The organism is Streptomyces sp. NPDC056580, from assembly GCF_042793175.1.
Classification (GTDB): Bacteria; Actinomycetota; Actinomycetes; order Streptomycetales; family Streptomycetaceae; genus Streptomyces.
This window is the reverse complement of the sequence record NZ_JBHTVE010000001.1, coordinates 58,644-78,328: the sequence shown is the minus strand read 5'-3', so window position 1 is coordinate 78,328 and position 19,685 is coordinate 58,644. Positions and strand designations below refer to the sequence as shown.

Annotated in this window: 17 protein-coding genes and 2 pseudogenes; 9 read left to right on the top strand and 10 right to left on the bottom strand. The window is 72.9% G+C overall.

The window, feature by feature from the left end; all coding sequences use genetic code 11:
- The first annotated feature begins 6 nt into the window (after positions 1-6).
- Both ACFQ9Z_RS00400 and ACFQ9Z_RS00395 read left to right on the top strand, forming a co-directional pair.
- Positions 7-366 (top strand): STAS domain-containing protein, encoded by a 360-nt coding sequence (locus tag ACFQ9Z_RS00400; RefSeq protein WP_383009037.1) that lies wholly within the window; start codon positions 7-9, stop codon positions 364-366.
- A gap of 65 nt (positions 367-431) precedes the next feature.
- A complete protein-coding gene (locus tag ACFQ9Z_RS00395; RefSeq protein ID WP_383009035.1) occupies positions 432-902 on the top strand; it encodes an ATP-binding protein in 471 nt (156 codons plus the stop codon).
- A gap of 13 nt (positions 903-915) precedes the next feature.
- Here ACFQ9Z_RS00395 and ACFQ9Z_RS00390 read toward each other — a convergent pair whose 3' ends face one another.
- From ACFQ9Z_RS00390 to ACFQ9Z_RS00380, 3 genes are all read right to left on the bottom strand, one after another.
- The gene (locus ACFQ9Z_RS00390; protein WP_383009033.1) at positions 916-1,761 is read right to left on the bottom strand and encodes a DUF1206 domain-containing protein; all 846 of its coding nucleotides are present in this window, start codon (positions 1,759-1,761) and stop codon (positions 916-918) included.
- A gap of 110 nt (positions 1,762-1,871) precedes the next feature.
- Complete coding sequence (locus tag ACFQ9Z_RS00385) at positions 1,872-3,092, bottom strand: phosphatidylserine/phosphatidylglycerophosphate/cardiolipin synthase family protein (protein ID WP_383009031.1); 1,221 nt, start codon at positions 3,090-3,092, stop codon at positions 1,872-1,874.
- A gap of 323 nt (positions 3,093-3,415) precedes the next feature.
- Entirely contained in the window at positions 3,416-3,829 is a 414-nt protein-coding gene (locus ACFQ9Z_RS00380) for an SRPBCC family protein (protein WP_383009029.1), read from the bottom strand.
- A 258-nt stretch (positions 3,830-4,087) separates the two neighbouring features.
- Here ACFQ9Z_RS00380 and ACFQ9Z_RS00375 point away from each other — a divergent pair, with 258 nt between their 5' ends.
- Both ACFQ9Z_RS00375 and ACFQ9Z_RS00370 read left to right on the top strand, forming a co-directional pair.
- Complete coding sequence (locus ACFQ9Z_RS00375) at positions 4,088-5,833, top strand: LCP family protein (RefSeq protein ID WP_383009027.1); 1,746 nt, start codon at positions 4,088-4,090, stop codon at positions 5,831-5,833.
- Between the two features lie 104 nt (positions 5,834-5,937).
- Positions 5,938-6,630, top strand: a complete 693-nt coding sequence (locus tag ACFQ9Z_RS00370; protein ID WP_383009025.1) for a GAF and ANTAR domain-containing protein — start codon at positions 5,938-5,940, stop codon at positions 6,628-6,630.
- 173 nt (positions 6,631-6,803) lie between these two features.
- Here ACFQ9Z_RS00370 and ACFQ9Z_RS00365 read toward each other — a convergent pair.
- Positions 6,804-7,229: pseudogene (locus ACFQ9Z_RS00365) on the bottom strand (ATP-binding protein); the annotation flags it as partial.
- 232 nt (positions 7,230-7,461) lie between these two features.
- Here ACFQ9Z_RS00365 and ACFQ9Z_RS00360 point away from each other — a divergent pair.
- Positions 7,462-9,579, top strand: a complete 2,118-nt coding sequence (locus ACFQ9Z_RS00360) for a SpoIIE family protein phosphatase (RefSeq protein ID WP_383009023.1) — start codon at positions 7,462-7,464, stop codon at positions 9,577-9,579.
- A gap of 23 nt (positions 9,580-9,602) precedes the next feature.
- On the opposite strand, the gene ACFQ9Z_RS00355 is transcribed toward ACFQ9Z_RS00360, so the two are convergent.
- From ACFQ9Z_RS00355 to ACFQ9Z_RS00345, 3 genes are all read right to left on the bottom strand, one after another.
- On the bottom strand, positions 9,603-10,481 hold the full coding sequence (locus tag ACFQ9Z_RS00355) for a CAP domain-containing protein (RefSeq protein ID WP_383009021.1): 879 nt from the start codon (positions 10,479-10,481) through the stop codon (positions 9,603-9,605).
- 462 nt (positions 10,482-10,943) lie between these two features.
- Complete coding sequence (locus ACFQ9Z_RS00350; RefSeq protein WP_383009019.1) at positions 10,944-11,231, bottom strand: DUF1905 domain-containing protein; 288 nt, start codon at positions 11,229-11,231, stop codon at positions 10,944-10,946.
- Positions 11,232-11,355: 124 nt separating this feature from the next.
- The gene (locus tag ACFQ9Z_RS00345; RefSeq protein WP_383009017.1) at positions 11,356-12,660 is read right to left on the bottom strand and encodes an MFS transporter; all 1,305 of its coding nucleotides are present in this window, start codon (positions 12,658-12,660) and stop codon (positions 11,356-11,358) included.
- A 57-nt stretch (positions 12,661-12,717) separates the two neighbouring features.
- Here ACFQ9Z_RS00345 and ACFQ9Z_RS00340 point away from each other — a divergent pair, with 57 nt between their 5' ends.
- Positions 12,718-13,701 carry an ArsR family transcriptional regulator gene (locus ACFQ9Z_RS00340; protein WP_383009015.1) on the top strand — a complete coding sequence of 328 codons (984 nt, stop codon included), beginning with the start codon at positions 12,718-12,720 and terminating at the stop codon, positions 13,699-13,701.
- 28 nt (positions 13,702-13,729) lie between these two features.
- Here the strand turns inward: ACFQ9Z_RS00340 and gap are convergent, their stop codons facing one another.
- The 3 genes from gap to ACFQ9Z_RS00325 form a co-directional block, all read right to left on the bottom strand.
- On the bottom strand, positions 13,730-14,728 hold the full coding sequence (gene gap / locus ACFQ9Z_RS00335) for a type I glyceraldehyde-3-phosphate dehydrogenase (RefSeq protein WP_281293691.1): 999 nt from the start codon (positions 14,726-14,728) through the stop codon (positions 13,730-13,732).
- A 105-nt stretch (positions 14,729-14,833) separates the two neighbouring features.
- The gene (locus tag ACFQ9Z_RS00330) at positions 14,834-15,796 is read right to left on the bottom strand and encodes a GlxA family transcriptional regulator (RefSeq protein WP_143634400.1); all 963 of its coding nucleotides are present in this window, start codon (positions 15,794-15,796) and stop codon (positions 14,834-14,836) included.
- A 99-nt stretch (positions 15,797-15,895) separates the two neighbouring features.
- Positions 15,896-16,051, bottom strand: a complete 156-nt coding sequence (locus ACFQ9Z_RS00325) for a DUF6131 family protein (RefSeq protein ID WP_174266378.1) — start codon at positions 16,049-16,051, stop codon at positions 15,896-15,898.
- Positions 16,052-16,416: 365 nt separating this feature from the next.
- On the opposite strand from ACFQ9Z_RS00325, the gene ACFQ9Z_RS00320 reads away from it, so the two are divergent.
- From ACFQ9Z_RS00320 to ACFQ9Z_RS00310, 3 genes and pseudogenes are all read left to right on the top strand, one after another.
- Positions 16,417-18,222 carry an arabinofuranosidase catalytic domain-containing protein gene (locus ACFQ9Z_RS00320; RefSeq protein WP_383009011.1) on the top strand — a complete coding sequence of 602 codons (1,806 nt, stop codon included), beginning with the start codon at positions 16,417-16,419 and terminating at the stop codon, positions 18,220-18,222.
- Between the two features lie 215 nt (positions 18,223-18,437).
- A pseudogene (locus ACFQ9Z_RS00315) lies at positions 18,438-18,685 on the top strand (S8 family serine peptidase); the annotation flags it as partial.
- Between the two features lie 226 nt (positions 18,686-18,911).
- The gene (locus tag ACFQ9Z_RS00310; protein WP_383009009.1) at positions 18,912-19,562 is read left to right on the top strand and encodes a lamin tail domain-containing protein; all 651 of its coding nucleotides are present in this window, start codon (positions 18,912-18,914) and stop codon (positions 19,560-19,562) included.
- Positions 19,563-19,685 lie beyond the last annotated feature (123 nt).

The following is a 19,685-nucleotide window of genomic DNA, read 5'->3' as shown; positions in this document are numbered from 1 at the left end:
GACCGCATGCGGTGGGGATCCGAGACAACAGTGCAGGTCGCGCGGCACGCGCGTGTCCTGGAGATCAGGGTGCGCGGAGAGATCGACTACGACGAGTGCGACCTGCTGCGCGCCGCTTGGGCCGAGGCCGACGAGTCCGATCTGCCCGTCACCGTGGTGGACCTGTCCGGGGTGACCTTCGGCGACAGCCAGTTGCTCAGCGCCCTCCTCGACGCCCAGCGGCGCCACCGCGCGCGGGGCCGCGAATTCGTCATTCTCGGCCCGCTCCAGGAGGGCCTCGTCCGGCTGCTGACCATCAGCGGCACCATCGGGCACTTCTCGATCACCGACTCCCGCGACAGCGCGCTGCGCAGCGACACCTCCTGACCCGCGGTGCACCAGCGCGAAAGACGGGAAGCATGCCGGGAACACCGAGGGGGACGGAATTGTCCTTGACACACGAGAGCGAAGGCGGTCACGGGCCGCACACGGCCGAACCAGCGGACGCCCCGGTCGGTGACGGGCCGGACGAGACGCTCCGCTTCAGCGCGACCTGGGGTGACGGCGCCCTGCGCATCGCCGACGCGCGCGGCGCCGTGCGCACCCTGCTCGTCCGGGCCGGGCACCCTCCCGGCCGGCGTGCCAGCCAGGACGCCCAACTGGTGGTGAGCGAACTGATCACCAACGCGCTGCGCCACGCCCCCGGTCCCTGCGCGCTGCTGCTTGAGGTCGCTCCCGGCCGGCACGAGGTGCGCGTCACCGTCTCGGACACCTCCCAGGGCCTGCCCGTCGTCCGGCCCGTGGACGCCCAGCGCCTGGGCGGGCGTGGACTGCACCTCGTGCTGAGAATCTGCGGCCGCCTGCATGTCACCCGGCACGACCAGGGCAAGCGGGTCTCGGCCACGGTGCCGCTGCCCGCCTAGGCGGACGGCCGGCTCAGACCTCCCGCCAGCGGGCGTTGCACCAGGAGAAGACGCCGAACGCGGCTAGGCCCAGGGCGACCAGGGCGAGCAGCCAAGGACCGGCCGGCAGATCCCGGAACGAACGCAGCGTGTCGTCCATGCCCTTGGCCTTGCCAGGCTGGTGCTGAACCGCCGCGACCAGGGCGAACACCCCCGCGACGGCGAAGACGAGGCCGCGCGCGGCACCGCCGGCGACACCGAAGAAGTCGGTGAAGTGCTTCGCCTTCCGGGACATCTCCGCGGTCCGCAGGTGCTTGCGGAACTTCTTCAGCACGGCCCGGACGGCGATCCACAGTCCGGCGACCACCACTGCGGCCCCGGCCAGCCCGACGATCCACTGCCCGCCCGGCCACTTCAGCGCGGTGGCCGTGATGTCGTCGGTGTGCCGGTCGGAGGAGCCGCTCCCGCTGCCCTTGTCCCCGGCCGCGTACGAGAGGACCGAGAAGGACAGGAAGGCGTAGAACACCGCCCGGCCCGCGGCCATGGCCCGCTTCGACGCCTTGCTCCCGTCCGTGCCGGCCCCGCCGAACACCGCCTCCGACAGCCGCCACAGCGCCATGCCGACGAGGGCGACACCGACGATCCACAGCATCGCCGAGCCGAACGGCTTCGACGCCAGTTCGCCGAGCGCGCCACCGCGGTCGGCCTGTTCGCCGCCGCTGTCACCGCCGAACGCTATCTGCAGGGCTATCACGCCCACCAGCACGTAGATCAGCCCCCGGGCGGCGAATCCCGAGCGGGCCGCCGCGGCCATCGCCGTGCTGTCGGCCGCCCGGCGGGCGCGGCCCCGGCCACGCAGGGCCCATGACTGTGCATCCATACTGCGCCGATGCCCCCGGAGCCGGTTTCGACACCTGCCCGGCGTGGGCGCCGGTCCCTCTCGCGCTCGGCGGGACCGCCCGAGCCCGCGGCGGGACGGGAACGAGCCCCCTACAGGAACCTGCTGATCGGCCTGACCGAGAGCTCGCGGGCCCGCTGCAGCACCGGCCGGCGCCGCCAGCGCACGGGATCGACCGGCTCGCTGCGCTTCAGGTCCTCATCGAAGTCACGGTCCAGACCTGCGGTGAACTCCTCGTCGAGCACGGCGAGCATGACCTCCTCGTCGTGCTCCATGGAGCGCCGGTTGAAGTTGGTCGAGCCGATCAGCGAAGCGACCGAGTCGACCGTGATGATCTTCGTGTGCAGCATGGTCGGCTGGAACTCGCGGATCTCCACGCCCTCGTCCAGCAGCCGCTGGTAGTGGTGCTGCCCGGCCAGCCGGCAGGCGCGCTGGTCGGTGTGCGGCCCGGGCAGCAGGATCTGCACCCGCACGCCACGCCGGGCGGTGGCGGCCAGCAGGTCCACGAAGTAGTCGTCGGGCGCGAAGTAGGCCGTGGAGAGGCGGAAGCTCTCCTGCGCCGACGTCAGCACGACCCGCACGAGCGTCTGCATGTCCTGCCAGCCGAAGCTGGCCGAACCGCGGACCACCTGCACGACGGCGCGGCCCGGCTGCTCGTGCTCGACGAAGCGGTCGCGCTCGTCGTAGAGCGTGTCGTGGCACTCGGCCCAGTTCTGCGCGAACGCGGCGGCTATGCCGTCCACGGCCGGACCGCGCACCTCGACATGGGTGTCCCGCCACTCACCGGGGCCGCGCGCGTCGCCGCACCACTCCTCAGCGATGCCGACGCCTCCGGTGAAGGCGAGGCTCTCGTCCACCACCAGGGCCTTGCGGTGACAGCGGTGGTTCTGCTTGAGCGGGGACAGCCGCACCGGCTTGCGGAACCAGGCGACCTGGACCCCCGCGTCGTCCATGGCGTCAAGGAGGCTCTGCTCGATCTCCTTGGCTCCGAACCCGTCCAGCAGCAGGCGGACCCGCAGCCCCGCCCTGGCCCGCTCCGCCAGGGCGTTCGCGAACTCGTGGGCGATCTCGCCGCGCCAGTAGACGAAGGTCATCATGTCGATCGTGTGCCGTGCCGAACGGATCGCGTCGAGCATGGCGGGGAAGATCGCGTCGCCGTTGCGCAACCGCGTGAGCTGGTTTCCCTCCGTCGCGGCGATGCCTAGCAGACGCTCCAGCCGTCTTCGCAGCCGCTGCTTGCGGGCCTCCGTGCCGTCCGCCGTCGCCACCCCCGCGTCCGGGTACCCGTCCGTCTCCACCGGCCGCTGCAACATGCCTGCCTCCCTGTCGTGGCCCGTCCCGCCGCATGGCCGCGCGGACGGGCGCCTGATCCGCCGGGCGTACGTATACCCGCACGGCGTGCCGCATGCCTGCGGGAGCGGTCGGCGGCGGGCCGCGAGGACCGACGGTCGGGTCACCGGCTCCCGGGGCGCGGCCGCGCACGACGGGCGGCGGGTACGGCCGAGCCGCGCACCACGGCGGCGGGCACGGTCGGGCCGCACACGACCGCGGCGCCCGCCCTCCGCGTCGTGCGGGGGGCGGGCGCCGCCCCGTCCGTGTCACCGGCCCCGCCGCTCGGCGGCCGGGGCGCGGCGACTCACCCCGCCGTGTTGTCGACGCGCAGCCGCACCTGGTCCTCCAGGCGCCGCAGGCTGTTGTCGAGCGCGTCGCACACCTGCCGCTCGCCCGGGTCGTGCCTCTTGTCGAAGAAGGACAGGTGCACGGTCACCTCGCTGGCACCGCTGCCGATCCCCGCGACCTGGAGCCAGCCCGCGTAGCTGCCCTGCTCGCGGGTGCCCCACTCGATGCGCATCTGGTCCTTCTCGGCGCGCATCAGGGCCGCCGTGTCCTGGCCGGTCCCGTCCTCGTGGACCGTGACGGCCGGGAGATCCTCGACGTGCACGTGCAGCTCACGCGGCAGCCAGGCGTCGAACTGGCGGACGTTGGCCGCCTGGTCGAAGACGTGCTCGGGCTGCGCGGGCATCGTGCGCGAACGCTCGTACTCGGACATCGGGACACCGCCCCTCCGGTCGGATGGCATACCCCCGACGCGTGCCCCATTTCCCGTGGTCGAAAAGCCCCGGTTCGCCCGACTGTCGAGGCACCCGGCGGCCCGTCTTGCCGTTCTCCTACCTGTGAATTGCCCCAGGATATGTGCTGTTCGGCCCATGGGTTTGTTAGATTTCGCAACCAAAGAAACCCAGGTGGAGCCGCCAGTGCGCCCGGACCGGTCCGGCCTGCCGGGCCTGACCGTTCAGGGGAGTGGAAGATGAGCGACCCGTGGGACGGCCCGGGCGGGCAGGCCACGCGCAGCCGCACCGCCCGGGTGCCCGCACAGCGCGCCGACGAGGCGGACGGGGCGCCGCCGCCCGCCGGCGGCCGAGGCGCCGCCCGGAAGGCGGCCCGGGAGGCCGCCCGCCCCCGCCGCGGCACCCGGGCGCGGCGGGCCAGGCCGGTCGGGCGCGGCAGGCGCGCGCTGCGGATCGCCGGACTGTGCGCGGCCCTCGGGGTGCTGGGCACGGCGGGCGTCGGCTGGTGGTTCTACGAGCATCTGAACGGCAACATCCACAGTGTCTCGCTCGACGGCAAGGGCGGCACCGAGAAGGCCGACGCGTTCGGCCGGACCCCGATCAACATCCTGGTCATGGGCTCGGACGGGCGCACCAGCAAGGCGGACTGCAAGCTCGGCGGCGGCTGCTCGCGCACCGGCGTGCAGACCGGCAGCAACGCGGACGTGGAGATGGTGGTGCACATATCCGCCGACCGCTCCAACGCCACCGTGATGAGCATCCCCCGCGACACCATGACCAAGGTCCCGGCCTGCGCGGACAGCGCGACCGGCCGGTCCACGGCCGGTTACTACGGCCAGATCAACAGCGCCCTGCAGTACGGTCCCGCCTGCCAGGTGGCCACGGTCCACCAGCTCACTGGCATCCCCATCGACCACTTCGTCAAGCTCGACTTCTCCGGCGTGGTGAAGATGTCCGACGCGGTCGGCGGGGTCTCCGTCTGCGTCACCGACGACGTCTACGACACCTACTCGCACCTGAAGCTGTCCAGGGGCAGCCACACCCTCAAGGGGGTCGCGGCCCTGGAGTTCGTCCGCTCCCGGCACGGCTTCGGCGACGGCAGCGACCTCGGCCGCACCATCTCCCAGCACATCTTCCTCGGCGCGATGATCCGCAAGTTCAAGAGCGCGGGCACGCTCACCGACCCCAGCGCGGTCTACGGACTCGCGGACGCCGCCACCAAGGCGCTGACCGTGGACGACGGCCTCGGCTCCGTGAAGAAGCTGATCGGTCTCGCCACCGACGTGAACAAGGTCCCCACCAAGCGGATGACCTTCACCACCATGCAGACGGGCGCCGACCCCGGCGACAGCAACCGGGTCGTGGTCGGCTCCGGCGCCAAGGCCCTGTTCTCAGCCATCGCCGGCGACCGCTCGCTGACCACCGGCGCCGGGAAGAAGTCGGGGGCGGCCCCGGCGACTGCCGAGGCCAAGGCGAAGGCCAAGGCCACCGCCTCGGCCGTGCCCGCCTCCCACATCGCCGTCACGGTGCAGAACGGCACCGCGATCACCGGCCGCGCCTCCGCGGTCGCCGACGCCCTCACCGGCCAGGGCTTCGGCACCGGTACGACCACGGGCAACGCCCCGAGCCCGGCGGCCACCACCACACTGACCTACGGCGCCGGCCAGAGGGCTGAGGCCCGTACGGTCGCCGACGCCCTGGGGCTGCCCGCCTCGCACCTGAAGCAGGGCGCGGGCGCCGGGCTCACCCTGGTCGTCGGCGCCGACTGGCCGAGCGGCGCCACCTGGCCCGGCGGTTCGTCGACGGCCTCCTCGGCGCCGGCCGACACCGGGGCCGCGGTCTCCGACGCCCACGCGCAGACCGCCGACCAGGCCAGGACCTGCGCCAAGGTCAGCCCCTACAAGACCGTCAGCCTCAACGGCGTCCCGATGACACCGGCCCAGGCGTACGCCGCGGCGCGCGGCAAGCCGGACTCCGACGACTGAGCCGTGGCCCGGGCTGCGCCGCGCCCGGCGCGCAGCGAGGGCGCGGAGCCCGCGGTGTCGGCGCTACTGTTGATCGAACCGGTGAGCGAGACGGGTGGTGGCGGATGGATTGGCGGGAGTACGCCGAGGCGATGGCCCGGTTCGCCAGGGAACTGCTGGAGCAGGACTCGGTACAGGCGACGCTGGACTTGATCTCCGCGGCGGCGGTGGACCTCGTCGAGGGATGCGAGTCGGCGGGCATCCTCGCGGTGCGCAAGGGCAGAGCGGTCACCCTCTCCGCCACGGACGACGTGGTCCGTGAGTGCGACCGGCTGCAGGGGAAGCTGGGGGAGGGGCCGTGCTTCGACCTGGCCCGGCGCAAGAGCGGCGACCGCGTGTACCGCATTCCCGACATGTCCGCCCCCCAGCCCGGCTGGGAGGCCTTCGCCGCGGCGGCCCGCGAACTCGGCGTGTGCAGCATGACGGGAGTGCTGCTGTACACGGACCAGGAGGACTTCGGGGCGCTGAACCTGTACAGCTCCCGGCCCGGGGCCTTCGGCGAGGACATCGAGACGGCCGGCTGGCTGCTGGCCTCCCACGCCGCCGTGGCGCTGGCCAGCGCACGCACCATCGACCAGCTGGAGCACGGGCTGGAGAGCCGGCACGCCATCGGAGAGGCCATGGGCATCCTGCGCGAGCGCCACAAGCTCAGCGAGGAGGACGCCTTCCAGGTGATGCGGCGCATTTCGCAGGAGCACAACGTCAAGCTGCGTGACATCGCCCAGCGGGTGCGCGAGGACCGGCCCGGGCCGGGCTGACCGGCCGCGGGCGGAAGTGTCGTCCGTTCCTGGGGTGGTCCGTCGCGTCTCGGTGGCGGTCCGTTCGGCGGATCGGCGCGCGTCCGCATCCGCGGTGTCCGGCGCAGCGGATCCGGGTCCGCCGTCGCCGCCGGGCCGCGCGCGCCGGGCAGCAGGAGCTGAACGTCGACCTGCTTGCCGTCGTGGTGGGCCGTCACGGAGAGGGTGTGGCTGATCGCCTTGACGATCTCGAGCCCGTGGCCGCCGATCCGCTGTCCGTCGCGGGCCCTGACCTCCGGCAGCCGGCGGGAGGAGTCCCACACCGTGATCCGCAGGCACTCGCCGTCGCGGGACACCTCCAGGGCGAGCCCACATGGTCCTGACGTGTGCATAACGACATTGGTGATCAGTTCGCTGACCACCAGTTGCGTGTCCTGTACCACGCGGTCGGGGACGGGAATGCGGCCGGTGGCACGGACACGGTCGAGAAAGCGCTCCGCCGCTGCGCGGGCCTGAGCGGCGCTGGTCGCACCGCTGTCCCAGGTGTGGTCCCACCGCAGCGAGGTGTCCCCGTTCCGTTCCGGTCCATCCGATGCCTTCTGCCTAAGCGGGATGGCCATGTATGCCTCAGTTGTCACTGGTTACGTAGCTGATCTGAATCAGTCGGCTACCCAGAAGCCGGAACGCTAGCCATCTTCCGGCCCACCGGTGTCGGACACGGAGGTCGCACACCCGGACGATGAGTCATATTGGCGATATGTCTACTCTTGGCGGTGTGGACGGCCCGTCGGCGGGCAGCCGATGGTCCAGGAACTCGACGACGACTTCACTCCGCTTGTCAGTGGAGGCGCTATGCGGCCCGGTCCCCATGAGGGCGGCGCCCTGGACGAGGCGCTCGGGTCCGTGCTGACCGGCGTGGTGCGCCGCACCGGCGCGTCGATCGGCGGTCTGTTCCTCACCGAGGAGTCGCAGGGGGTGCTGCGCATGGTGGCCGTCTGCGGCGTGCCGCAGGAGTTCACCGTGCCGTGGCGGCGCCTTCCGCTCACCGCACCCGCACCGCTCACCGAGGCGGTCCGCGAGCACCGCATGGTGTGGGTCGCCGGCCACGACGAGATGGCGCGCCGCTATCCGCGCACCGCGGCCGTGCTGCCCTACCGGTTCGCCCTCGCCGCGATCCCCCTGACCGGTGCCCGCCGCTGCTGGGGCGGCCTGATACTGATGTGGCCCGACGAACGGGCCCGCGCCGCCTCGGCGCGCGAACGCGGCCACCTCGCCGCCGGCGCGCACCAGCTCGCCCGGCTGCTGGACGACCTGCCCGAGCCGCCGCACCTGCCCGAGCTGCCCCGAGTCCTGCGCGTCGACACCGAGCGTCACCCCCTGCTGACCGGCATGGCCGCGGCCGACTTCCTCGAACGCCTCCCCGAGGGCGCCGTCTCCCTCGACCTGGAGGGCCGCGTCACCTTCGCCAGCACCGCGGCCGCCCGGCTGCTCGGCCGCTCGGTGCGGGAACTGCTCGGCACCCGTCCCTGGCAGTCCCTGCCGTGGCTGGACGACCCCGTCTACGAGGACCAGTACCGCACGGTCGTCGTGAGCCGGGCGCCCGCCTCCTTCGACGCGCTGCGGCCGCCGGACCAGTGGCTGACGTTCCGGCTCTACCCGGACGGGAGCGGCATCAGCGTCCGTGTCCTGCCGGGGCGCGAGCAGGACACCGAGCCGACGGCGCCGGCGGTGCGCCGGGCCGCACCGGCACCGACCGGACGGCTCTACCAGCTGGTGCACCTCGCGGCCGCGCTCACCGAGATCGTCACCGTGAAGGACCTTGTCGCGCTCGTCACCAGCCAGGTCCTGCCCGCCTTCGGCGCCCAGGGCATGATCCTCTCCGCCGTGGACGCCGGCCGGCTGAGCATCGCCGGCCATCACGGCTATGCCGCCGAGGCCGTGGAGCGTCTGGACGCGCTCCCGCTGGACACCGAGCTGACACCGGCCGGCGACGTCCTTTCGACCGGCGCCCCCGTCTTCTTCCGCAGCCCGGCCGAACTGGCCCGCAGCCACCCCGAGGCGGTCCGGATCAGCGGCAAGCAGGCGTGGGCCTTCCTCCCGCTGGTCGTCTCCGGCCGCCCGGTCGGCTGCTGCATCCTGTCGTACGACCGCCCCCACGACTTCAGCGCCGACGAGCGCGCCGTGCTCACCTCACTGGCGGGCCTGGTCGCGCAGGCGCTGGACCGCGCCGGCCTGTACGACACCCAGTACCGTCTCGTCCGCGAACTTCAGCAGGCGCTCCTGCCCAGCGCCCTGCCCCCGGTGCCGGGTCTCGAGGTTGCCGCCCGCTACCTGCCGGCCGGGCACGGCCTGGAGGTGGGCGGGGACTTCTACGACCTGCTGCGCCTGGACGACGGCACCGCCGCGGCCGTCATCGGGGACGTGGAGGGGCACAGCGTCGCCTCCGCCGCGCTCATGGGGCAGGTCCGCACCGCCATCCACGCCCACGCGACGGCGGGGGCGACACCGGACCAGGTCATGGGCCGTACCGACCAGCTCCTGGTGGACCTGGACTCCGAGCTGCTCGTCGCCTGTCTCTACGTGCAGCTCGACCTGCCCGGGCACCGGTTGCGCCTCGTCAGCGCCGGTCATGTGCCGCCGCTGATCCGGCCCGGGCCGGGGCGCGCGAGGACGCTGCACGTGGAGCCGGGGCCGCTGCTGGGCATCGGCTCCCGGGTCCGCTACCCCGTCGCCGTCGCCGCCCTGCCCGCGGGCGCGATCCTCGCCCTGCACACGGACGGGCTGGTGGAGCTGCCGGGCGCGGACGCCGCGCGGACCACCACGGAGCTGGCCGCACACCTCGCCGGCGCCGACAGCGGGGACCTCACGGGCCTCGCCGACAGCCTCGTCCGGCACGCCTGGCCGGGCGGCCGCCGTACCGACGACGTGACCGTGCTGCTGCTGAGGGCACTGGGCGGGCCGGAGCGGTGAGGCCGGCCCGCCAGGACCCGTCCCTACCGGGCGGTGCCGAAGTCCTGGGTCCAGTAGCTGCCGGGCTGCGCGAGACCGACGCCGATCTCCTTGAACGCGCAGTTGAGGATGTTGGCCCGGTGGCCGGGGCTGGACATCCAGCCCGCCATGACCTGCTCAGCGGTGGAGTAGCCGTACGCGACGTTCTCGCCGTACGAGCTCCAGGTGTAGCCGGCGCTCGTGATCCGGTCGCCTGGGGAGGACCCGTCGGATCCGGTGTGCGACATGTTCTGGTGGGCGGCCATGTCCTGGCTGTGCGCCTGCGCCGCCTTGGTGAGCGTCGCGTTCAGGGTCAGCGCGGAGCAACCGACCTTGCCTCGCTCGGCGTTGACCAGCTCCAGGACGCGGGCGACGACACCGGAGGCCGTGGCGGTGGGCTGCGGGGAGGCAGGCGGCGCGGTGGTGGCCGGCGCGGTGGTGGCCTTGGGCGCCGGCACGGTGGTGGCCTTGGGCGCCGGCTTGGGCGTGGTCCGGGGCGCGGCGGCGCGGGCCGGGTGAGCGCTGGGGGACACCTTGACGGTGTGCTGGTGCGCTTGCTTGTGCTTGTGCTTGTGCTTGTGCGCCGGCTTCGACTCCGGGTTCGGCTTGTCCGAAGCGGCCGGCGGAGTGCCCGGCGCGGTCGTGCCCGGCGTCCGCGACGGCAGCCAGCTCGGCGCGATGCCACCGTCGCCGTGCCAGTAGTGCTGCCCGTAGCCGTCGTCGGGGCTCTGGGCGGCGGCGTCCTGCACGGCGACGGGCCGGCTGCTTCCGCCGTGCGGCCACTCGCCGCAGGCCATGGCTATGGACGGCACTCCGACGGCGCCCACAGCGACCGCAGCGATGACCACCCGCCGGTAACGCTGCTTCTTGCGATGCTCTCCCATTGCGTGACCTCACTCGCTGGTCGTTGCGCGCCCCGGTGTCGGCCGGCGCGCCGCGGACTCCGTTCCCGACCTGCGGGAACGCCTTGCGGATGGTCATTCTTAGGAAGCCTTCACACAGCATGCAAAGAGGCCTTCGTACTACCGCTGTTAGTAGGCCCGTGCGGCCCTTGCAAAGGGGTACCGGGCGTGCAGGTCCGGCCGGCGCCGGCCGCCCCGGCTCCCGGCGCACCGTCAGAAACCCTGCTGTGCCCCGTGGACGGGGACCGCGGCCGCCCGGGCGCGACGACCTGCGGCCGGGTCTGATCCACTTCCACACCAAGGCGGACAAATCCCATATGTCCCCGGAGCGGTGTCTACTATGCGGGGCGCTCATGTCGCGGGCGGGCTGTGACGGATGTCACGGAACCATTGCTTCCGCTTGTGGTCCGGGGGCCGGAACGAGGCGGCGGCCGGTCCGGCCGGTCAGAGGCGCACGGTCATCGTCACGCTCACGTCGTCACCCGCCGACAGACCCTGCGGCGCGCGGACGGCCTTCTTCAACGGCAGCAGATAGCCGCCGTCCCTGGGGAAGAGCGAGGTGGAGAAGGCGCGGTCGCCGATCCGGGCGTCGACCGGGATCACGCCCCAGCCGTACGTGGCCGCCGAGGCGATCTGCCGGATGTCGGCGGACTCCTCCTCGGGCACGGCGACGAAGTAGAACGGCGACGGACCCCGCCACTCGACGATCCGGCCTTCGAAGGCAAGTTCCATAGGGACGGCTCCGGTTGACCGAGCGGGACGGTTCGCCGTCAGCCTACCCGCCGGGCGGGGCCCCTTCCGCGCCGCGGGTGACGCGGGACGCCGGACCGGGGCCGCGCCGTCGGCGCGGCGGGGGTCAGGCCGGTTCACCCCGCCAGGCGCCGTCCCGCTGGGCCCAGCGCACGGCCGGCGCCACGCAGAGCCCGGCGAGGGCGAACACCGCGCCGAGCACCGCCCAGCCCAGGGCGCCGTGGGCGATCGCGGTGATCGTGACCAGGGCCGGTCCCGCCATCATCCCCGCCGACGCGCCCGCACCGAACACTCCCTGGTAGACGCCGTGCGCGCGGGCGTCGGCGAGTTCATAGCCGAGGGTCCAGCCGCCCGCCGCGGACAGCACCTCGGCGAAGACCTGCACCACCGCCCCGGCCGTCAGCGACAGCACCGCCCACACCGGGGAGAGGCCCGCGGACAGCGCGTACACCGCGCAGGCCGTGGCCAGCAGCAGCCCCGACCAGCCCATCGCCCGTACCGCCGTGGCCACCCGGGAGGCACGCCGGGCGACCCGCACCTGGAGCAGGGCCACCAACACACAGTTGACGATCATCAGCAGGGCCGCCGTCCAGCGCGGCGCCGTGGTGCGTTCCACGATCCACAGCGGCAGCCCCACCTCCGACAGCGTGTACTGCACCACCAGCACCGCGTTGAGCACCGTCACCGCCAGGAACGGCAGGTCGCGCACCGCCCGCCAGCCCTCGCCCGCCGGAGCCCCGGCGGCCGGAACGGCACGCTCACGCGCGTGCGGCGCCAGCGGCAGCCGGGGCAGCAGCAGGGCGGGTCCCGCGAACGACAGCGCGTTCAGTGCGATCACCGTCAGGTAGGCCCCCCGTGTGTCCACCTGGAGGGCGACCGCGCCCAGCGCACCGCCCGCGCCCATCCCGACGTTCGTCACCATCCGCAGGTAAGCGCGCGCCTCCACCCGGGTCGCCGGCGGCAGCACGTCCGCGTACAGCGCGCCCTGCACCCCCCGGCTCGCCATCTGCAGACCCGTCGCGCAGATCACCGCCCCGAGGAACCCGGCGTACGACCCCACGAGGACGTACGAGGCGGTGGCGACCCCCGTGCCGCCCCAGAGCAGGGCCCCGACCCGCCGCGCGCCCCACCGGTCCGCCGCACGTCCGGCGGGCACCCCGGCGGCCACGCCCACCAGGCCCGCGACCGTCATCCCGAGCCCGACCGCGGTCGCGTCCAGGCCGACGATGCGCGTGAAGTACAGCACGCCGAGGGGGAAGTACAGTCCGTTGCCGAGGGAGTTGACGGCGGTCAGCACGGTGGCCAGACGCAGCACCGGGTCGGCCGGCAGCAGCCCGCCCGCCCTTGTCGCGCGTCCGGCCGGTGAACTGCCGTTCCCGTCATGGGCCTTCGGAAGGGGTGTGGTGGTCATGCGGGACAGCCAACCCCGCACCCGGCCCGGTCCGACAATGATTTAGCGTGGCGCTCAATGATCGAGTTCCGCTTCGCCGTCGGCGACCTGGCCACCACCTCCTTCGCCTACTCCCCGCTGCAGGAGGCGGTGTTCTCGCTGCGCTGTCTGCACGACCCCGCCCGGTACCCGCACCACCGGCCGTGGCTGCGCCGCATCCGCCCGCTCCTGGAGCGACTGGACCGCGAGGTGCTCACCGTCCTGGTCGCCCCCTGGCTGTGGGTGCCCGACTTCCTCACCCCGCGCCCGGCGCGGGCCCGGCCGGTCTTCGCGCAGGAACTCGACGAGGTCCGCCGTACGCCGCCGGACGTCGTCGCCGCCGACTTCCGGGCCACCTACCGGGCCGCGGACACCCTCCCGCCGGTCGTCGCCCGGGGCCTGGCCGATCCGGCGGCTTTCCTCGACCGGCTCGCCGGAGCCCTCGACGCGTACTGGCGCACCTGTCTGGCCGACGCGTGGTGGCCGCGTGCGCAGAGCATCATGGAGGCCGATCTCGCCTACCGGGCGCGGGTGCTCGCGGAACAGGGCGCGGCGGCCCTGTTCGCCGGACTCGACCCGCAACTCGTCTGGACCGGCGACCAGTTGCGACTGAACCGGGAGGGCGACACCGCCCCCTGGCCGTCGGCCGACATCCGCATCGCGGGACGCGGCATGGTGCTGATGCCGACGCTCTTCGCGCGCGGCGCCCAGACGATGATCGACGCGACACGACCGCCGCTCCTCGTCTATCCGGCCCGCGGCCGTGCCACCCTCTCCGAGACACCGCCCCCGGTCACCGGCCGCGCCCTGGTCCGGCTCCTCGGCCGCCCCCGCGCCCGGCTGCTGTGCCTGCTCGCCGAACCGGCGTCCACGACCGAACTCGCCCACCGGCTGGGCGTCACCCCGGGCGCCGTCAGCCAGCACCTGGCCGTCCTCTACGACGCGGGCCTGCTCAGCCGGACCCGCAGCGGCCGCACCGTCCGCTACCGGCGCACGCCACTGGGCGACGAGCTGTGCCGGTAGCGGACGGCCCTGCCGTCCGGGCCCGCGCTCAGCCGGCGGCGAGCAGTTCGAGCGTGTCGATCACACGGTTGGAGAAGCCCCACTCGTTGTCGTACCAGGCGACCACCTTGACATGGCGTCCGTCGACCCGGGTGAGGGCCGAGTCGAAGACGGACGAGGCCGGGTTGCCCGTGATGTCGGAGGACACCAGGGGGTCCTCGGAGTACTCCAGGACGCCTGCCAGCGGCCCCTCGGCGGCGGCCCGGTACGCGGCCAGCACCTCGTCGCGCGTCACGTCGCGCGCGACGGTCGTGTTCAGCTCGACGATCGAACCCACCGGAACCGGCACCCGGATGGAGTCGCCCGACAGCTTGCCGTCCAGGTTCGGCAGCACCAGGCCGATCGCCTTCGCGGCGCCCGTCGTGGTGGGCACGATGTTGACGGCCGCGGCCCGGGCCCGGCGGGCGTCGCGGTGCGGGCCGTCCTGCAGGTTCTGCTCCTGCGTGTAGGCGTGCACCGTCGTCATGAAGCCGTGCTCGATCCCCGCGAGTTCGTCCAGCACCGAGGCCAGCGGGGCGAGCGCGTTGGTCGTGCAGGAGGCGTTGGAGACGATGGTGTGCCGGGCCGGGTCGTAGGCGCCGGTGTTCACCCCGAACGCGAGCGTGACGTCCGCGCCGTCCGACGGCGCGCTCACCAGCACCTTGCGCGCTCCCGCCGACACATGGGCGTGGGCGGCCTTGGCGGAGGTGAAGCGGCCGGTCGCCTCCAGCACGATGTCGACGCCGAGTTCGCCCCACGGCAGCCGCTCCGGCTCACGCTCGGCCAGCACCCTGATCCGGCGGCCGTCCACGACCAGGGAGTCGCCGTCGGCGGTCACCGGGCGGCCGAGCCGGCCGGCCGTCGTGTCGTAGGCGAGCAGGCGTGCCAGCGTGGCGGGCTCGGTGAGGTCGTTGACGGCCACGACCTCCAGGTCGCCGCCGCGCTCCAGCAGGGCGCGCAGCACATTGCGTCCGATGCGGCCGAAACCGTTGATGGCGATACGAGTCATGAGTGGTGTCCCTTCGTCCGCCACCAGGGTCGCGGACGGCGGCGGCTCCTGACAGCGACTGGATCGCCACCGTTCGCAAGGATCGCGCCAGCGGGCGGCTACCGGCTACTCGCCGCGCGTGAAGGTGCGCCGGTACTCGCTCGGCGTGGTCCCGAGGACCTGCTGGAAGTGCAGCCGCAGGTTCGCGCCGGTCCCGAGACCGACGTCGGCGGCGATCTGCTCGACGCCCCGCTCCGAACGCTCCAGCAGCTCGCGCGCCAGGTCGACGCGGGCCCGCATCACCCACTGCATCGGGGTGTAGCCGGTCTCCTCGACGAAGCGGCGGGAGAACGTGCGCGGGGACACCGCCGCGTGTCTTGCGAGCACGTCGAGGGTGAGCGGCCGGCCGAGCCGGTGCAGCGCCCACTCGCGGGTGGCCGCGAACCGCTCGCCGAGCGGCTCGGGCACGCTGCGCGGCACGTACTGGGCCTGGCCGCCGCTGCGGTAGGGCGCCGCGACCAGACGCCGGGCCGCGTGGTTCGCCGGGGCCACCCCGAGGTCGCGGCGCAGGATGTGCAGGCACAGGTCGATGCCGGACGCCGCGCCGGCCGACGTGAGCACGCCGCCCTCGTCGACGAAGAGCACGTTCTCGTCGACCCGGACGAGCGGATGCCGCGCGGCCAGCGCCCGGGTGTAGTGCCAGTGGGTCGTGGCACGCCGGCCGTCCAGCAGGCCGGTCGCGGCGAGCGCGAAGGCCCCCGTCGAGATCGCGGCCAGCCGCGCGCCCCGCTCGTGGGCGCCGAACAGCGCGTCGACCACGGCCGGCGGCGGGTCCTCGCGGTCCGGGGACCGGTAGCCGGGGATGAAGACGCTCTGTGCCCAGTCCAGCGCCTCAAGGCCGTGCGCGACGTGGTACGACAGTCCGTCGCCACCGGTCACCAGACCGGGCGCCGCCCCGCACACCCGTACCTCGTACGGCATGCTCGCGCGCGTCGTGAACACCTGCGCGGGGATACCCACGTCCAGCGGTTTCGCACCTTCCAGGACGAGGACGGCGACACGGTGCGGCTGTGGGGGTGAGGCGGACACGGTCAGCAGGGTACGCGGACCCGCGCAGACGACCGGCCCGCCAGGCCCTTCGGCCGGACAGGCCGGTCCGCGTGACCACCCCGGGGACGAGCCCGGGTCCTACCAGTAGTGCCGGCGCCCCGCGACCGCGTGCCCCATGGAGCCGAGGATCCAGAGGACCGCGCCGATCACCAAGAGGATGATGCCGATGGTCCACAGGATGGAGATCCCCGTGAGAAAACCGACGATGAGCAGGATGACTCCGAGGGCGATCATGACGTGCCTCCTGACGAAGTAACGCTCCTACCCCTCCGTGTGCCCCGAAGCGGCGCGTCAAGCCATCTGCAGAAGCAACAATTCAGGACAGGTCCAAAACTTTAAATAAGTCGGAAGCAACAAATCTTGACGTCATCGACCGCGTTTCGTACGTTCCGCAACGGCCGCGACGAAAGACGAACTCGGCTGACACCCCACCTTGTTGGCAGCACGTCCCGTCCTTCGAGGAGCAGACGATGCGCGGAGAGAGATCCAAGGTCACCCGATCCGGGCCCGGGGAGGGACACGAGCCCGGAACCGAAAGCGAAGCCACAAGCCGCACCGGGTCCCGGCCGACGCGACGCCCGTACGCACGCGTGCGGTCCGTGCTCGCCGTCCTGGCGCTCGTGCTCGGCGCCCTGGCCGGCCTGAGCGAGCCGGCCGAGGCCGCCGGCTCGCAGCCCTGCGACATCTATGGCGCGGCCGGCACCCCGTGCGTCGCCGCGCACAGCACGGTGCGCGCGCTGTTCGGGGCCTACAACGGTCCTCTGTACCGGGTCACCCGGGCCTCGGACGGCGCCGCCGCCGACATCGGACTGCTCTCGGCGGGCGGCTACGCGGACGCCGGGCGGCAGGACACCTTCTGCGGCGGCACCACCTGCCGCATCACCAAGATCTACGACCAGACCACACGCCACAACGACCTCACCCCCGGACCCGCCGGAACCGCCGGCATGGGCGCCGACCGGGGCGCGGACGCCAGTGAGATCGCCGTCACCGCGGGCGGACACAAGGTCTACGGCGTGTGGATCTCTCCCGGTGTCGGCTACCGGTACACCGGCGTGGCCTCGGGCGTCGCGGTGAACGGACAGCCCGAGGGCGCCTACATGGTGGCCAGCGGCACCCACGTGGGCTCGGCCTGCTGCTTCGACTACGGCAACGCCGAGAGCACGCCCGCCGACACCGGCAACGGCCACATGGACGCGGTCAGCATCGCGACCACGTGCTACTTCGCGCCGTGCACCGGTTCGGGGCCCTGGGTCGAGGCCGACCTGGAGAACGGCATGTTCCAGGGCGACAACGGCTCCAACACCGCCAACCGCGGCAACGACAGCGCCTACGTCACGGCCGTGCTGAAGAACGACGGGCAGACCAGATACGCCCTGAAGGGCGGCAACGGCCAGTCCGGCGCGCTGACCACGTGGTGGGACGGCGCCCTGCCCACCCGTGGGGGCTACCGGCCGATGCACCAGGAGGGCGGCATCATCCTCGGCACGGGCGGCGACAACAGCAACTGGAACATGGGCACGTTCTTCGAGGGCGTGATGGTCGCCGGCTACCCGACCGACGCGGCCGAGAACGCCGTGCAGGCCGACATCGTCTCGGTCGGCTACTCCGGCCGGACGGACGTGCCCAACGGCCCACAGGGCACGGTCACCGGGCCCGGCGGCAAGTGCGTCGACGTCGCGGCGGACGACACCGGCGTCAACGGCACCGCCGTACAGCTCTGGGACTGCCAGTCGTACGCGGAGGACCAGTTCTGGACGCACAACCCCGACGGCTCGCTCGGCACGCTCGGCCGGTGCCTGGACATCGACGGCAACGGCACGGCGAACGGCACGAAGGTCGAACTGTGGGACTGCAACGGTGCCGGCGGCCAGAAGTGGGTGCAGCAGACGGACGGCTCCTTGCTCAACCCGCAGTCGGGCCGCTGCCTGGACTCGCCGAGCGGCGCCACCGCCAACGGCACCCGGCTGCAGATCTGGGACTGCAACGGCGCCTCCGCCCAGAAGTTCTCCGTCAACGGCGGCGCACCCGTCGCCGGGCCCGGCGGCAAGTGCGTCGACGTCGCGGCGGACGACACCGGCGTCAACGGAACCGCCGTACAGCTCTGGGGCTGCCAGACCTGGGCGGTCGACCAGCACTGGTTCCACCGCTCCGACAACTCCCTCAGCACGCTGGGCCGTTGTCTGGACGTCGAGGGCAACGGCACGGCGAACGGCGCGAAGGTCGAGCTGTGGGACTGCAACGGCGTCGGCGGCCAGAAGTGGGTGCAGCAGGGGGACGGTTCGCTGTTGAACCCGCAATCGGGCCGCTGCCTGGACGCACCGGGCGGCGCCACCGCGAACGGCACCCGGCTGCAGATCTGGGACTGCAACGGATCGGCGGCGCAGAGGTTCCGGCTCGGCTGAGTGCACATCGTGTGCGGAAAGACTCACAAAGACTCCGCCGCTGTTGTTTCTGGCTTTCAATCACCGCAGTGAGCTGCGGTGATGTCCGTGGTTTCCGTCGCGGGCGGGGGGATCCGGTGGAGGAGGTGTGTGCGGGAGTGGCTTCGCTCCCGCACACGCGGTTGATCTGTGCGTGACCAGCAGGCACGCTCCGAGTCGCACCGGCCTTCGTCGCCGCTGCGTCCCTCCACGGCGTCGCCCAGAAGCCAGGATCGTCGCCGTCAGAGTCCTCGACGACAACGGCTCCGGCGCCACCGAGCAGGTCGTGGCCGGCATCGACTGGGTGACCGAGAACCACAAGGGCCCCTCCGTCACCGGGGTGAGCCTCGGCGGCGGCGCCGACCCGGCTCTCGACGCGGCGGTCGCCAAGGCCGCCGCCGGGGCCTCGGTCCTGCCCGGCGACCGTTACTCACTTTCGGGTGAGACCGGGGTGACGAACCGGGCCGGGACGTGTAGGACGGCACCCGGCACCCTATTCACCGCATAAATGGACATTGCATCCAAGAGTCACGGAAATATGCGTGAACCGTAACGGACTCCGTGTGTCCGTCGGCGATGCGGCCCGCGGCGAGCACGGTGTGGCTGTGCGGCCGCCCGGCCGCCACCCGCACAACCCTGAGAAGGGGGACACCTTGTCCGCTTCTGTCATCGTGACCGCACGTCGTGTCGCTGCCGCCACCGTCGCCGCGGCGGCCGTCGTGGGTGCGGCGGCACTGCCGGCCTCGGCCGCCGACCACGGCCGTTCGCCGCGCGCACAGGTCGTCATCAGCGCCGTGCAGCACGGCTCCCACGTGCGCGACGCCCGCGCCCTGAACAGAGAGTGGGTCGAACTCACCAACGAGGGCCGCCGCGACGTCAACCTGAGCGGCTGGACGCTGTCCGACGCGGACGGTCACACCTACGTCTTCCGCTACTACCGGCTCGAGGGCCATGAGACGGTCCGCGTCCACACCGGTACCGGCCGGGACCGCTTCGGAGACGTCTACCAGGACCGCGGTCGCCAGGTGTGGGACAACAACGACACCGCGACCCTGCGCGACAACCACGGCCGCTACGTCGACTCCGCTTCCTGGGGCAACGACCGCCACGGCCGCTGGGGCGGCGGCCACCGCTGGGGCGGAGACGACCGCCGCTGGGACGACCGCCGCGACGACCGCCGCTGGGACGACCGCCGCGACGACCGCCGCTGGGACGACCGCCGCGGTGACCACCGCTGGGACGACCGCCGCGGCGACCACCGCTGGGACGACCGCGACCACCGGGGCGACCACCGTGATAACGACCGCGGCGACCGCCGCTGACCCTGCCGACGGCGACAACTCCTGATCCGGCACGACAGGACGGCCGGGGGGGGGGCCCCCCCCCGGGGGGGGGGGGGGCGGGGGGCGGGGCGGGGCGCCCCGGGCCCGGGGCCCCCGGGCGCG

Bases quoted from the DNA above. Each gene is read 5' to 3' on its own strand.
- ACFQ9Z_RS00400 (WP_383009037.1), top strand. From the start codon at position 7: ATGCGGTGGGGATCCGAGACAACAGTGCAGGTCGCGCGGCACGCGCGT.
- ACFQ9Z_RS00390 (WP_383009033.1), bottom strand. From the start codon at position 1,761: ATGGATGCACAGTCATGGGCCCTGCGTGGCCGGGGCCGCGCCCGCCGG.
- ACFQ9Z_RS00385 (WP_383009031.1), bottom strand. From the start codon at position 3,092: ATGTTGCAGCGGCCGGTGGAGACGGACGGGTACCCGGACGCGGGGGTG.
- ACFQ9Z_RS00380 (WP_383009029.1), bottom strand. From the start codon at position 3,829: ATGTCCGAGTACGAGCGTTCGCGCACGATGCCCGCGCAGCCCGAGCAC.
- ACFQ9Z_RS00375 (WP_383009027.1), top strand. From the start codon at position 4,088: ATGAGCGACCCGTGGGACGGCCCGGGCGGGCAGGCCACGCGCAGCCGC.
- ACFQ9Z_RS00370 (WP_383009025.1), top strand. From the start codon at position 5,938: ATGGATTGGCGGGAGTACGCCGAGGCGATGGCCCGGTTCGCCAGGGAA.
- ACFQ9Z_RS00360 (WP_383009023.1), top strand. From the start codon at position 7,462: ATGCGGCCCGGTCCCCATGAGGGCGGCGCCCTGGACGAGGCGCTCGGG.
- ACFQ9Z_RS00355 (WP_383009021.1), bottom strand. From the start codon at position 10,481: ATGGGAGAGCATCGCAAGAAGCAGCGTTACCGGCGGGTGGTCATCGCT.
- ACFQ9Z_RS00350 (WP_383009019.1), bottom strand. From the start codon at position 11,231: ATGGAACTTGCCTTCGAAGGCCGGATCGTCGAGTGGCGGGGTCCGTCG.
- ACFQ9Z_RS00345 (WP_383009017.1), bottom strand. From the start codon at position 12,660: ATGACCACCACACCCCTTCCGAAGGCCCATGACGGGAACGGCAGTTCA.
- ACFQ9Z_RS00340 (WP_383009015.1), top strand. From the start codon at position 12,718: ATGATCGAGTTCCGCTTCGCCGTCGGCGACCTGGCCACCACCTCCTTC.
- gap (WP_281293691.1), bottom strand. From the start codon at position 14,728: ATGACTCGTATCGCCATCAACGGTTTCGGCCGCATCGGACGCAATGTG.
- ACFQ9Z_RS00325 (WP_174266378.1), bottom strand. From the start codon at position 16,051: ATGATCGCCCTCGGAGTCATCCTGCTCATCGTCGGTTTTCTCACGGGG.